The sequence below is a fragment of the Lacibacterium aquatile genome, from assembly GCF_042683105.1.
Lineage (GTDB): Bacteria > Pseudomonadota > Alphaproteobacteria > Elsterales > Elsteraceae > Lacibacterium > Lacibacterium aquatile.
This window is the reverse complement of sequence record NZ_JBHUIP010000003.1, coordinates 546,067-559,851: the sequence shown is the minus strand read 5'-3', so window position 1 is coordinate 559,851 and position 13,785 is coordinate 546,067. Positions and strand designations below refer to the sequence as shown.

At 62.6% G+C, this 13,785-nt stretch carries 12 protein-coding genes; 1 reads left to right on the top strand and 11 read right to left on the bottom strand.

Features of this window, described 5'->3' with window-relative positions:
* Positions 1-12 precede the first annotated feature (12 nt).
* The 5 genes from mmsB to ACFSM5_RS04705 all read right to left on the bottom strand — a co-directional run bounded on the left by mmsB (position 13) and on the right by ACFSM5_RS04705 (position 6,510).
* Positions 13-1,209 (bottom strand): multiple monosaccharide ABC transporter permease, encoded by a 1,197-nt coding sequence (gene mmsB, locus ACFSM5_RS04725; protein ID WP_379875096.1) that lies wholly within the window; start codon positions 1,207-1,209, stop codon positions 13-15.
* Complete coding sequence (gene mmsA / locus ACFSM5_RS04720) at positions 1,209-2,744, bottom strand: multiple monosaccharide ABC transporter ATP-binding protein (protein WP_379875095.1); 1,536 nt, start codon at positions 2,742-2,744, stop codon at positions 1,209-1,211. Before mmsA ends, mmsB begins: the two co-directional genes overlap by 1 nt.
* 89 nt (positions 2,745-2,833) lie before the next feature.
* Positions 2,834-3,898 carry a multiple monosaccharide ABC transporter substrate-binding protein gene (gene chvE, locus ACFSM5_RS04715; RefSeq protein WP_417498510.1) on the bottom strand — a complete coding sequence of 355 codons (1,065 nt, stop codon included), beginning with the start codon at positions 3,896-3,898 and terminating at the stop codon, positions 2,834-2,836.
* 473 nt (positions 3,899-4,371) lie between these two features.
* Entirely contained in the window at positions 4,372-5,352 is a 981-nt protein-coding gene (locus tag ACFSM5_RS04710; protein ID WP_379875094.1) for an NAD(P)-dependent oxidoreductase, read from the bottom strand.
* A gap of 9 nt (positions 5,353-5,361) precedes the next feature.
* Entirely contained in the window at positions 5,362-6,510 is a 1,149-nt protein-coding gene (locus ACFSM5_RS04705) for a M24 family metallopeptidase (RefSeq protein ID WP_379875093.1), read from the bottom strand.
* A gap of 170 nt (positions 6,511-6,680) precedes the next feature.
* Here ACFSM5_RS04705 and ACFSM5_RS04700 point away from each other — a divergent pair, with 170 nt between their 5' ends.
* Positions 6,681-6,860: a CsbD family protein gene (locus ACFSM5_RS04700; RefSeq protein ID WP_379875092.1), complete on the top strand. Its 180-nt coding sequence runs from the start codon at positions 6,681-6,683 to the stop codon at positions 6,858-6,860.
* Between the two features lie 262 nt (positions 6,861-7,122).
* Here ACFSM5_RS04700 and ACFSM5_RS04695 read toward each other — a convergent pair whose 3' ends face one another.
* From ACFSM5_RS04695 to ACFSM5_RS04670, 6 genes are all read right to left on the bottom strand, one after another.
* Complete coding sequence (locus ACFSM5_RS04695; protein ID WP_379875091.1) at positions 7,123-8,499, bottom strand: DEAD/DEAH box helicase family protein; 1,377 nt, start codon at positions 8,497-8,499, stop codon at positions 7,123-7,125.
* 24 nt (positions 8,500-8,523) lie between these two features.
* The gene (locus tag ACFSM5_RS04690; RefSeq protein ID WP_379875090.1) at positions 8,524-9,048 is read right to left on the bottom strand and encodes a DUF421 domain-containing protein; all 525 of its coding nucleotides are present in this window, start codon (positions 9,046-9,048) and stop codon (positions 8,524-8,526) included.
* A gap of 176 nt (positions 9,049-9,224) precedes the next feature.
* Positions 9,225-10,067, bottom strand: coding sequence for an S-formylglutathione hydrolase (fghA, locus tag ACFSM5_RS04685; protein WP_379875089.1), 843 nt, complete (start codon positions 10,065-10,067; stop codon positions 9,225-9,227).
* Entirely contained in the window at positions 10,067-11,176 is a 1,110-nt protein-coding gene (locus ACFSM5_RS04680) for an S-(hydroxymethyl)glutathione dehydrogenase/class III alcohol dehydrogenase (RefSeq protein ID WP_465261228.1), read from the bottom strand. The genes fghA and ACFSM5_RS04680 overlap by 1 nt, the downstream gene beginning before the upstream one ends.
* 66 nt (positions 11,177-11,242) lie before the next feature.
* On the bottom strand, positions 11,243-12,973 hold the full coding sequence (locus ACFSM5_RS04675) for a methyl-accepting chemotaxis protein (RefSeq protein WP_379875087.1): 1,731 nt from the start codon (positions 12,971-12,973) through the stop codon (positions 11,243-11,245).
* Positions 12,974-13,045: 72 nt separating this feature from the next.
* The gene (locus tag ACFSM5_RS04670) at positions 13,046-13,774 is read right to left on the bottom strand and encodes an amino acid ABC transporter ATP-binding protein (protein ID WP_379875269.1); all 729 of its coding nucleotides are present in this window, start codon (positions 13,772-13,774) and stop codon (positions 13,046-13,048) included.
* Between the last annotated feature and the right edge of the window lie 11 nt (positions 13,775-13,785).

Here is a 13,785-nt window from a genome sequence, read left to right as displayed (position 1 = left end):
AACACAAAGGCCTCAGACGACCGCCTTATTCTTGTTGTAGACGTCGATGAAGACGGCCAGCAGCAGCACCAGTCCCTTGATGACCTGCTGATAGTCGATACCGATGCCCAGGATCGACATGCCGTTATTCATCACGCCCATGATGAAGGCGCCGATGACCGCGCCCAGCACCTTGCCCACCCCGCCCGAGGCCGAGGCCCCGCCGATGAAGCAGGCGGCGATGACATCCAGCTCGAACGAAAGCCCCGCCTTGGGCGTAGCCGTATTGAGGCGCGCGGCAAAGATCAGACCCGCGAGTGCCGCCAGCACACCCATATTGACGAAGGTCAGGAAGGTCAGCCGTTCGCTGCGGATGCCGGAAAGCTTGGCGGCCTTCTCGTTCCCACCCAACGCATAGATGCGGCGGCCAATGACGGTGCGGGTGGTCACGAATTCATAGAGCAGGATCAGGGCAAACATGACCAGCAGCACGTTCGGCAGGCCCTTATAGGTGGCCAGCAGCCAGCTGAAATAGCCGATGGCGCCCAGCAGCAGCACCATTTTGGCAATGAAGACTGGCCCCGGTTCCTGCTCCCCTGCGCGCTTCGAGACATTGGCGCGGGAGCGGATAGCGCGATAGGCCAGCACCACGGCCACCGCCACCCCGATCACCAGCGACGTGACCTTCAGGCCCTGCACGCCGAAGAAATCCGGCAGGAAGCCCGAAGATAGCAGCTGGAATTCCGGCGGGAACGGGCCGACCGACTGGCCTTGCAGGATCGCCAGTGCCAGCCCCTTGAAGACCAGCATGCCCGCCAGGGTCACGATGAAGGAAGGGATCTTGAGGAACGCGACCCAATAGCCCTGGGCCGCCCCGATGGCGCCCCCGACGATGAGGCAGATCAGCGTCGCCGGGATATAATGGATCTTGAACTGCACCATCATGACGGCGGCCAGCGCGCCGATGAAACCGACGACCGAGCCGACCGACAGATCGATATGGCCCGCCACGATCACCAGCAGCATGCCCAGCGCCATGATGATGATGTAGCTGTTCTGCAGGATGAGGTTCGTGATGTTGAGCGGCTGCATCAGCGTGCCGTCGGTCATGAACTGGAAGAAGATCATGATCGCGACGAGCGACATGAGGATGCCGTACTCGCGCAGATGCTTTTTCATGAAGCCCGCGTAGGAGCCAGCGCCCTCGCCCACTTCGGTGCCGATGGCCATTACGACGCCTCCCTTTCGCGCATGATGGCGCGCATGATTTTTTCCTGCGAGGCATCCTTGGCCTCGAATTCGCCGACAAACCGCCCCTCGTTCATCACATAGATGCGGTCACAGACCCCCAGCAGCTCGGGCATTTCGGAGGAGATCATGATCACCCCCCGACCCTCGTTCGCGAGCTGGTTGATGATGGAATAGATCTCGTATTTCGCGCCAACATCGATGCCGCGCGTCGGCTCGTCCAGGATCAGGATCTCGGGATCAGCAAACAGCCACTTCGAGAGCACGACCTTCTGCTGATTACCGCCCGACAGATTGACCGTCTTCTGAAAAACCGTGGAGGAACGGATATTGAGCTGGCGACGATAAGAAGCCGCCACCGACAGCTCCTCCCCCTCGTCGATCACCATATGCGTCGAGACGCCGGGCAGGTTCGCCAGGGTGACGTTGCGCTTGATGTCTTCGGCCAGGATAAGCCCCAGACTCTTGCGATCCTCGGTCACATAGGCAAGGCCATGGGCGATTGCATTCTGGATGCTGGAGACATCGATCTCCTTGCCGTGCAGTTCGACCGTGCCGCTGATCTTCTGGCCATAGGCGCGACCGAAGATGCTCATCGCCAGCTCGGTCCGCCCGGCGCCCATCAGGCCCGCGATCCCCAGGATCTCGCCGCGTTTCAGGTGCAGATTGACACCCTTGATCATCTGGCGATCCGGGTTCTGCGGGTGATAGACGCGCCAGTCCTTCACCTCGAAAATCGTCTCGCCGATCTTGGGCTCGCGCTTGGGATAGCGATCTGCCATCTCTCGCCCGACCATATTCTGGATGATCCGATCTTCGGAGATGGTCTCCGCCCGGCAATCCAGCGTGTCGACCGTCGAGCCGTCGCGCAGGATGGTGATGCTGTCGGCGACCTTCGAAATCTCGTTGAGCTTGTGGGAAATCAGGATCGAGGAGATGCCCTGCGCCTTGAATTCCAGTAGCAGATTGAGCAGCGCGTCGCTGTCGCTTTCATTGAGTGAAGCGGTCGGCTCGTCCAGGATCAGCAGCTTCACTTCCTTGGCCAGCGCCTTTGCGATCTCGACCAGTTGCTGCTTGCCGACGCCAAGGTTCGCGATGATCGCGCCCGGCTTTTCCTTGAGCCCCACCTTGGCGAGCAATGTCTTGGTGCGGTCGAACGCCTCGCCCCAATCGATCACCCCGGCCTTATTGGCGGGCTCGTTGCCTAGGAAGATATTTTCGGCGATGGACAGGAGCGGCACCAGGGCGAGTTCCTGGTGGATGATGATGATGCCCTGCTTCTCGCTGTCGGCGATGGAGGCGAACTTCTGCTCCGCGCCCTTAAAAACGATGGCGCCATCATAGGTGCCATGGGGATAGACCCCGGACAGGACCTTCATCAGGGTCGATTTACCCGCGCCATTCTCGCCGACGACGGCATGAATTTCGCCTTCCTGCACCACGAGATTGACATCGTGCAGGGCCTTAACGCCGGGGAACGTCTTGGTGATTCCCCGCATTTCCAGAATAGCGGTCATCTACAAAACCTCGAACCAGGCAGTAGGTCAGTATAAACGAAACGGCGTCCCTCCGGTTGCCCAGAAGGACGCCGCACGTTCAACCGATCCTACTGGATCTGCTCTTTCTTGTAGTAGCCGCTGGTCACCAGGACCTGTTCCCAGTTGGTCTTGTCGACGCTGACCGGCTTCAGCAGGTACGACGGCACGGTCTTCACGCCGTTGTTGTAGGTCTTGGTGTCATTGATTTCCGGCGCGGCGCCGCCCAGCAGGGCATCAACCATGCCGACCGTGACCTTCGCCAGCTCGCGGGTGTCCTTGAAGACGGTCGAGGTCTGCTCGCCCTTCAGGATCGACTTCACCGACGGCACTTCGGCGTCCTGGCCGGTGACGACCGGCATCGGCAGATCCTTCGACCCATAACCGACACCCTTCAGCGACGAGATGATGCCGATGGACAGGCCGTCGTAGGGCGACAGCACGGCATCGACCTTCTTGCCGTTATAGAAAGCCGACAGGATGTTATCCATGCGGGCCTGGGCAACGGCGCCGTCCCAGCGCAGGGTCGCGACCTTGTCCATGCCCATCTGCTTGGACTGCACGACCAGCTTGCCGCTGTCGATATAGGGCTTCAGAACCGACATGGCGCCGTCATAGAAGAAGAAGGCGTTGTTATCGTCGTTGGAGCCACCGAACAGCTCGATATTGAAGGGGCCCTTGCCGTCCTTCAGACCCAGCGCGGTTTCGATATAACCAGCCTGGAGCACGCCGACCTGGAAGTTATCGAAGGTCGCATAGTAATCGACATTCGCCGAACCACGGATCAGGCGGTCATAGGCGATGACCTTGATCCCGCTGTCGGCTGCCTGCTTCAGGGCGCCGGTGAGTGTGGTGCCATCGATGGCGGCGATGACCAGAACCTTCACCTTCTTGGTGATCATGTTCTCGATCTGCGCAAGCTGGTTCGGAATATCATCTTCGGCGTACTGGAGATCGGTCTTGTAGCCCTTCTCCTGGAAGTATTTCACCATGCTGGCGCCATCGGCGATCCAGCGGGCCGAGGATTTGGTGGGCATGGCGATGCCGATGGTGCCCTTGTCCTGGGCAAAAGCGCCGGATGCAAAAGCAAACGCGCCGATGACCACCGCACCGATGAGCGATTTCAGTTTATTCACGTCTCTCTCCCATGTGTTCTTATCGGGCCGGAAGTCCGACACCCGCAGCTTTAATGCTTAGAACTTGTATTAGCAGCGCTAAGCGCCGCATGAACCTTAAAGCGCAGCTGTCATCGCCCGCGCCGATACCGCCGGATCTCCTTCAGGGTTACTGCCGGTTGATCCAGAGCCTTGGGAATTTCGCTATAACTGTCAAATGCGATCTGCGGCGAAATTAATATAGAAATAGATATGTCACACGGAAGCGGAGGCTGGATAGGGAATGACGTGGCCTGCAAGGGCGCAATCGCCGGGATCGTCGCGGTGGCGGGTAATGTTTAGGATCTGCGGTCGATTCCTGGCGGCATCCAACTTTTTCTGCCGCTGTAGGAACTGGCTACCGCCGTATTGTGGCCGCGTTATTGGGCGCTCTGAAGCCGGGTGATACCGCCGACCTCGCACCGCTCGATTAATTTAGCGGGTAGTGGTTGCGATCAGGGCAATAGCCTGCGAATCCGAAATGCACTTTCCGTATTTACGGCGTGCAGCGGCAGACTGCCTGACAGCAGTGCACCCACCTGCCCGACGGTATCCATCGCCTGATGTTCTGTCGCCTCCCGCGTCAGGCCGCCGATATGGGGCGTGGCGATGACATCCGCGCGCCCCGCCAGCAACGGCGAGGGCATCTGATCGAGCGCCCGGCCCACATCCATCGCAGCCCCGGCGATGAGCTTGCGATCCAGGGCGTCGATCAGCGCCTGCTCGTCAACCAGATCGCCCCGGGCGGCATTGATGAAATAGGCCGAGGGCTTCATGGCAGCAAAGGCCGCCGCCCCGAACATATTGGCAGTTTCAGCCGTTGCGGGCGCAAGGCAGACGACCATATCGGATGCCGCCAGCAGATCTTGAAAACCGACACTGGCCCCTGGTTCCAGATAGGGATCATGGATCAGCAGCTCCATGCCCAACGCCTGCGCCATCTCCCCCAACAGCCGCCCGATGGTGCCATAGCCGACGATACCCAGCGTCGCCCCGCGCAACTGCCGCCCGATGCGGATCGTCTGGCTCTGCCCGGAACGATAGGCCAGGACATTGTCCGAGATGCCGCGCGCCAGATCGATCATCAGACCCAGGATCAGTTCGGCCACCGCCACCCCGAATCCCGGCGTTGCGCGGGTGACGAGGATGCCGTTGCGGGAAGCCGCCTCCACATCGATGGTGCGGATATCGACTGCGCAGCGCAGGAAGGCCTGCAGGGTCGGGTGGCGGTCGAACAGCGCCGCCTCGCCGAAGGTTGCCCGATCCGAGACGATGATGCGGCAGCCTTGCGAGGCCTCCAGCAATTCCGCCGTCGACAACGGATGGTCAGCCTCGTTCAGGCGCACCGATCCCAGGGCGCGCAGTCCCGCCAGCGCCCGCTCCCCATAATAGGTCGCCCGCGCGTCCGGCGTATGGGTCAGGAAGATATCCGCCATGATCGGGGCCTAGCGGACGACGAGATCCAGATTGGAGATATTCAAGGTTTCCGCCGCGCCCTCCGTCACAAGGCTGGTACGGCCGAGGCAGAGGGCGGTTTCGCTCTCGCTGTCCATCAGGATCATATGGGCGAAGAGGACCATCCCTGGCTCCAGCACCCAGGGGTTTTCGTCGTAGAACATCGGCCAGTCCATCCAGGAGGGCGTGAATTTCGCCCCCAGGGAATAGCCGCAGGCGTTCAGGCGATGGTTCTTCAGCCCGTGTTTGTCGAAGATCCGCGCATGGGCTGCGAAGACGTCACCCGCGGTGCGGCCGGGCCGCATCTCCGCCTCCACCGCCGTCAGCGCTTCGACTGCGGCGGCATGGTAGCGCAGATGCAGGTCGCGTGGCTTGCCGGTGACATGGGTCCGCATGGCGGCAGCATGGTAGTGGCGGTAGACGCCCGCAAATTCCAAGGTCAGCTGGTCGTTGGCGTCCAGGGTGCGGCGGCCCGCTTTATAGCGGCACAGCAGGGCATCGACGCCCGATCCGATGATGAATTCATTGGCCGGATAATCGCCGCCGCCTTCGAAGATCGCGTTATGCTGGGCGGCCAGAATCGCGCCCTCGTCCGCCCCCGGCGCCAGCAGATCGATAGCGGCCTGATCGGCAGCATCGGACAGGCGGGCCGCTTCCCGCACATAGACCAGCTCGGCCGCCGATTTGACGGCGCGCAACCGCCCGACCATGCCCGAGGCATCGCTCAGATCGAACAGCGACCCCACCACCGCATCCAGGCGCTTACCGTTGGCCGCCGTCAGACCATAGCTGGCATACTCGACACCCAGACGCCTGCCCGCCCCGATGTCTTTGAGCATCTGCGCGAGATCCTTGGCGGGGTCGGCCGCCGCGCCATCCTTCCAGATTCGGATATCTTTCAGGATCGAGGTCAGCTGCGCCTGCCGCAGATCGGCCGAGCGGGTCAGCAGCGCCATGCGCCCATCGGCACCCAGATAGAGGCATTGGAAAAAGCAAAAGCCGAAGGTGTCATAGCCGGTCAGCCAATACATCGACTCCTGCTCGAACATCAAAAGCCCATCGAGCTTGGCCGCGCTCATCGCGGTCAGCAGGCGCTGTTTACGGGCATCGAATTCGGGCGTGTCGAAATGTAGGGCCATGGCGGATCTTCCTTCGCGAAGCAAACGGACCGCTGGGGAGCCTTCCTGATTAACGCCGGATTGAGCAAGGGGAAAACGGATGGAACCCGCGACGGGTCAGCAGCGTTGACTAGATGCGAGGCGCAAATAGCGATTTGTCGCCGCAGCCATATCGAGTGATGGAGAGAGACATGAACAAGGATCACGTCAAAGCCGCCGTCGATAAGACCAAGGGCGCCGTGAAGGACGCCGTCGGTGGCGCTACCGGGAACACCAAGCTGCAGGCAGAAGGCAAGCTGGACAAGGCCAAGGGCAATGCCCGTGAAGCCTATGCCGATGCCAAGGATGCCATGAAGCGCGCGACGCACTAAGGCGTTCGGCTTTTAAAGAACGGCACGAGATTGGGCGGTCTTTCGGGGCCGCCCTTTTTCTTGGGCGGTGAATTTTCTGGAGTCTTTCCCCCACAGACTTTGTCATCCCGGACTTGATCCGGGATCTCGCGTAGACAAGCCGCGTCGAAAAACGGAACAGAGTCCGGCCACACAAGATCCCGGATCAAGTCCGGGATGACGGTTCTTGTTTGATGCATCGCGAGGATATCCCGGCTCGCGGACCGGGTAACAAACGGATACCTCACTCCGCCGCGTCGAACACCGCGCCGATGGCTTCCAGCATGCTGGTGTCGTCGCCCGCCATGCCATCCATCGCCGCCATGCGCGCGATGACGGTTCCGGCGACCTTTTCCTCCACCGTGTCTTCGGCATAGGCGTAATAGATCGTCGCGCGCTGGCCGTCGCGATGGCAGCGGCCTTCGATCTGCTGCAACTGGATTGCGCTATGCCGCATGTCGTGGATCACCAGCGAGCGTTCACGGTCCCCGCCCGGCATCTCGCCACGGTGGAGCGAGATCGACTCGGTCACGGTGAAAATCACGACATCCAGCTCCCCGGTCTGGAAGGCGATGCGGGTTGTCTCGTTGGTCTCGCCCGTGCGCTCACCATTGATCTCCCCCACCCGCCAGCCGCGCCCGGCCAGTTTTTCGGCCAGCAGCGCGCTGGTTTCCAGGAAGGCGACGGAGATTGCGACCTGCTGGCCGTTATCCAGCAGATCCTCACAGAAGTCCGCAGTACCTAAGAGGCGCAGCAGGCTGGCTTTCTGGCGGAACCGCAGGTCGGCCGCCCAGCCCACGGGGCGCCGGGTGGAGCCGCCCAGGAGGCCCAGTTCCTTGCGGAACTCCCGCCAGGTGGCGTCATAGAGTTTGCGCTCGCCCGTTTCCAGCGCGATGGGGGCCAGTTCGCGCTGGACCTCCGGCCAACCGGCGATCTCCTCGGGCCGACGCCGCAGGCCGATGGCGTTTGCGCCTCTATAGAGAAGCTCGGACATCACCGCGCGGTCGCGCTCGTTCGGCTCCCACCGCCAGTTCTTCCAGCGCCCCTTGGCCCCCTTGATGCCGAGTTTCTTCATCAGCACCCGATAGGCATCCAGCGTTTCGGCCCCCAGCAGCTTGCCCAGATACGACAGCTCGTGGGGGGACTGGCCCGCGGTGGCGCTGAGATAGAGGGTGAAATCGGCGGCATCGGCCATCTGACGGCAGACCATGCCCTGCTGGGAATTGGGATTCCGGATGCGGTGGCTCTCGTCGATGATCAGTAGCGGCCAGATCTTCTTGGGCGAGCCGTGTTTGGCCAGCTCGTTATTCTTGGCGCGGGTCGAGCGTTTCAGAGTCGCAGGCAAGGGTGCCAGCAGCGACTTTGTCTTCTCGAAATTGAGGATCGTCACCTGCTTGGGTGGCAGGCCCGACTGGGCGATGGTGCGGCGCCATTGCGGGATCGCGCCCTTGGGGCAGATCACCAGTACCTCGGCCTCCGGCATCGCTGCTACGGCACTCCAGGCGGATAGCGTCTTGCCCAGCCCGGTCAGATCGCCCAGCAGGAAGCCGGGACGCCCGGCGGCGCGGGCCTTCAAAATGCTGTCGCGGGCGGTTTCCTGGTGCGGACGGGGAATGAACATGGCCCGTTATGGGCCAGGGCAGGATCAGAAGGCAACGTTCCGATCGGTTGGCTTGGCGGTTTCATCGCCATCGAACCGCACGACGGAGATATTGCCGTTGCCTTCCATGCAGGCGCGTTTGACCTGGCGGTGATCCTCGATCCCCTGCTGGCGCAACTGGCTCATGAGTTCGTCGCGCGAGATCATTTCCCGGCGCATGTTCCGCTGCATCATGTGCCCGTCCTCGATCAGGGGAACCGGCGGCGGCTGGATGAAGCGGCCGATGGCGGAAAAGCGATAGCCGAGCCAATCAAGGGCAAAATCCCAGAAGGCGATGGTCAGGACCAGCAAGATGCCCTCGGTCACTGACTTATAGTCCGCCGCCATGCCGTTCTGCGCCGCGTCGGCGATCAGCACGATGACCAGCACATCGGCAATGCCCAATCCGCCCGCCTGCCGTTTCATGAAGAAACGCAGGATCAGGAACAGCACAAAATACATAATGGTCCCACGCACGATCACCTCGAAGACGGTGGTCTGCGGAATGAACATCGCTTGCCAGTCGGGCATCATGGGGCGCCTCACGAGGAAAGTGTGAGGCTTAAACGGCGCGGTAAGGGGTGGGTTCCTTATAAAGAAACCGTCATCCCAGGGCTTGACCCTGGGATCTCCCGCCGTTGAGTGCTCGACGCGGTGTGGCCACACAAGATCCCAGGGTCAAGCCCTGGGATGACGAGCCTTATATGCTAAGCAATCTCCAACGCACGCGCCGCGTGGCGCAGGTGGTCGTCGATGAAGCTGGCGATGAAATAATAGCTGTGGTCATAGCCGGCATGGCGCCGCAGGGTCAGCGGATACCCAGCGGCATCGGCAGCCTCTTTCAGGCGTTCCGGCTTCAGCTGGCTCTCCAGGAAACTGTCGGCTTCCCCCTGGTCGACCAGCAGCGGCAGACGTTCGTCCGACCCTGCGATCAGGACCGAGGCATCCCAGGCCAGCCAACCGATCCGCTCAGGCCCCAGCAGATGCCCGAAAGCCTTCTGGCCCCAGGGGACATCGGTCGGGTTGCTGATCGGCGCGAAGGCAGAAATGGAGCGGTAGCGCCCCGGATTGCGCAGGGCACAGACCAGCGCACCATGGCCGCCCATCGAGTGGCCGGAGATGGAGCGCAGCCCGGTCACTGGGAACTCCGCCTCGACCAGGGCCGGCAGTTCGTTCACCACATAGTCATGCATGCGGTAGTGCTTCGACCACGGCTCCTGCGTGGCATCCACATAGAAACCGGCGCCCAGACCGAAGTCCCAACTGCCGTCGGGATCGCCCGGCACGCCCTCGCCACGCGGCGAGGTGTCGGGCGCGACGATGGCGAGGCCCAGGTCGGCAGCAGTGCGGAAAGCCCCGGCCTTCTGCATGAAATTCTCGTCCGTGCAGGTCAGGCCCGACAGCCAGTAAAGCACCGGCACCTTCTCTCCCGCCAAAGCCTGGGGCGGGAGGAAGACGGCAAACACCATGTCGCAGCCAAGCGTGGCCGACCGATGGCGGTATCGGCGGTGGGCGCCGCCGAAGACCTTGTTCTGGGAAACCAGCTCCATCAGAAGATCACGACCGAACGGATGCTCTTGCCCTCATGCATCAGATCGAAGGCCGTGTTGATGTCTTCCAGACCCATCTTGTGGGTGATGAAGGTATCCAGTTCGAACTGGCCGCCCATGAAGCGGTCAACGTAACCCGGCAGTTCCGAGCGGCCGCGCACGCCGCCGAAGGCCGACCCGCGCCAGACGCGGCCCGTCACCAGTTGGAACGGACGGGTGGAGATTTCCTGACCGGCACCGGCAACGCCGATGATGATCGATTCGCCCCAGCCCTTGTGGCAGCACTCCAGGGCCGAGCGCATGACATTCACGTTGCCGATACATTCGAAGGAATAATCGACGCCGCCATCGGTCATATCGACCAGCACCTGCTGGATCGGCAGATCGTAGTCCTTGGGATTGATGCAGTCGGTCGCACCCAGCATCTTCGCGGTTTCGAACTTGGCCGGGTTGGTGTCGATGCCGATGATGCGGCCCGCCTTCGACAACACGGCGCCGATGATGGCCGAGAGGCCGATACCGCCCAGACCGAAGATCGCGACAGTCGCGCCCGGCTCCACCTTGGCGGTATTCATCACCGCGCCGATGCCGGTGGTGACGCCGCAGCCGAGCAGGCAGACCTTTTCAAGCGGCGCTTCCTTGTTGATCTTGGCGACCGCGATCTCCGGCAGGACGGTATATTCGGAGAAGGTGGAGGTGCCCATGTAATGGAACACCTGCTTGCCGCCGACCGAGAAGCGCGTGGTGCCGTCCGGCATCAGGCCCTTGCCCTGGGTGGCGCGGATCGCCTGACAGAGGTTGGTTTTCCCTGAGCGGCAGAACTTGCACTCGCCGCATTCGGGGGTATAGAGCGGGATCACATGGTCGCCGGGCTTGACCGAGGTCACGCCGGGGCCGACTTCTTCGACAATCGCGCCGCCTTCATGACCCAGGATCGCCGGGAAGATGCCTTCGGGATCGTCGCCCGACAGGGTGAAGGCGTCGGTATGGCAGACGCCGGTCGCGACCAGCCGCAACAGCACCTCGCCCTGTTTGGGAGGGGCAACCTCGACCTGTTCAATGGTGAGGGGCTTGCCTGCTGCCCAAGCGACTGCGGCGCGTGCCTTGATCATCCGTCTGCTCCTTTGATTTAGCTGGCAGCATCCTAGCGGGTCGCGGCCTTGGAGATAAACCCTTTAGGCCACCAGTGCCTCATCTGCCGCAGCCTCGGCCTGCAGGTCGGTGATGGCGGACAGGAATTCGCGGATGGCCTGATCCAGGTCTTCCTCGGCCCCCAGCAGTTCGGTTGCGATCCGCTCCAGATTGCCACCGGCGGCCCCGGTATCCTCCATCAGCGTGCCGATCTGCGCCATGGCCGCGCGGATATCACCAACGCCGCCCGCCGCCGTATCGGCCGCCCGGGCGATATCGGCAGTGACCGCCTGCTGTTCGCCGATGGCGGCCGCCACCTGATGGCTGACGTCGCCGACTTCCAGCAGTACCTGCTGCATCTCCTCCGCCGCGCTCAGGACCTGGCGGGTTGCCCCCTGGATGGTGGCGACCTGGGAGCCGATCTCGTCCATCGCCTCGGTCGATTGCCCGGCCAGCACCTTGACCTCCGACGCCACGACGGCAAACCCCTTGCCATATTCGCCCGCCCGCGCCGCCTCGATGGTGGCATTCAGGGCCAGCAGATGGGTCTGTTCGGCGATCTTGCGGATCATCTGCACGGCATTGCCGATCAGATCGGCAGCCCGCGCCAGCTCCAGGCTGCGGGCCTTGGATTCCTCGCCGATGGTGCGCGAGCGGCTGACCACTTCGATGGCATGGCCAGTGCGCGAGGAGATGGTGGCGATCACGTCGGAGATATCCCGCGCCGAGGCCGCAACAGAAGACACATCCCGGCTGGCGCCTTCGGAAGCGCTCAGCACATCCTTCACCTCGCCCCGATTGCGTTGCACGGCGGCAGTCAGGGCTGCGGAGGTGGAGCGCACGGCATCGCCGCTGCCGCGTGTCGCGCGCAGGGCCACATCGATCACGGCGCGGAAGCGCGCAATGGCGGCTTCCATTGCCCGGCTGCGTTCGGCCTGCTGTTCGCGGCTCTGTTCGGCCGCCCGCAGGCGCATGCGTTCGGCAACCGCGTTACGCAGATCTTCGAGCGCGCGGGCCAGTTCGCCCAGCTCGTCCCGGCGATCCCGGAAGGGCACTACTCCGCCGATCTGTTCGTCCGCGATCTCGCGCGTCACCCGCACCAGGGTCGGCACGGGGCGGAACTGACGGCGGAACATCCACAAGCCGATCAGGATCGTTACGGCCAGGGTGCCCGACAGGATCAGCAGGGCATTGCGCGCCAGGGTGCGCTGCGCCCGCAGCAGATCCTCCTCCAGACCCGCGCTCACGACCACAAGGCCCAGGATCGCGCCATCCGGCTTCACGATGGGAATGGTGCCGACATAGTGACGCTCGCCCGCGATGGTCGCGAATTCGACATCGGTCTTTTCGCCGGTGATGCTGGCGAAAAGCGGATCTTCGCCTGGCACCGGCTTGCCACCGCGTCCACGCTTGGCGCTGGTGACGAGGCTGGCGAAGCCGTCCGGCGTTTTGCCGAATACCCAGACCTCGCCAATCGTGCGGCGCGCCACACCGTCGAGCACGTCGTCGGGGACCAAGCCGGTGATCAGCAGGGAATTGACATCGCCGATAGGCTTGTCGCTGACAATCCGCAGCAGGCGCCCGTCGTTGTCGGTATCGACGCTGACATAGGTATAGACGTCCCGCAGGGCGGTCACCGCAACCTCGACCTTCGATTCCGCCGCCCGCTCGCGCTGGGTTTGGGATTCGGAAGCCAGAATGACCCAGCCGCCGGCGGCGCCGATCACATTGGCAAGACCGGCGAGCACCACGACCGTCAAGGTCGAGCGGAGCATGAGTGTCCACCGCAGCCGAGTTTTAACCCAGCGCGCTACTTTTCCCTGCATAGCGATGACCCCTTTCAGGTGTCAGTGAGTCAGGATCTTCGACAGGAACAGCTGGGCCCGGTCGCTGCGCGGCGCGTTGAAGAAATCATCCTTCGCCGCGTTTTCCACCACTTCGCCCTTGTCCATGAAGACAACCCGGTGCGCGACCTTGCGGGCAAAGCCCATTTCATGGGTCACGACCATCATCGTCATGCCTTCGCGGGCCAGTTCGACCATGACATCCAGCACTTCATTGACCATTTCAGGATCAAGGGCGGAGGTCGGTTCGTCGAACAGCATGGCGATGGGATCCATCGCCAGCGCGCGGGCAATCGCCACGCGCTGCTGCTGACCGCCGGACAGCTGGCCCGGGAACTTGTGGGAATGTTCCTTCAGGCCGACCCGATCCAGCAGGGCCATGCCCTTGACCATCGCCTCGTCCTTGCCGCGCCCCAGCACCTTCTGCTGCGCAAGGCACAGGTTCTCGGCGATCTTCAGGTGCGGGAACAGCTCGAAGTTCTGGAAGACCATGCCGACGCGGGCGCGCAGCTTGGGCATATCGGTCTTGGGGTCGTGCAGCGGCACGCCGTCGACGATCAACTCGCCCTTCTGGAAGGGCTCCAGACCATTGGCGCATTTGATCAGCGTCGATTTGCCCGAGCCCGAGGGGCCGCAGACGACAACCACTTCGCCCTTGGCAACCTTCAGGCTGCAGTTCTTCAGGACCTGGAAAGGCCCGTAAAACTTCGAGACGTCCTTGAATTCGATCATGGTGCTCATGG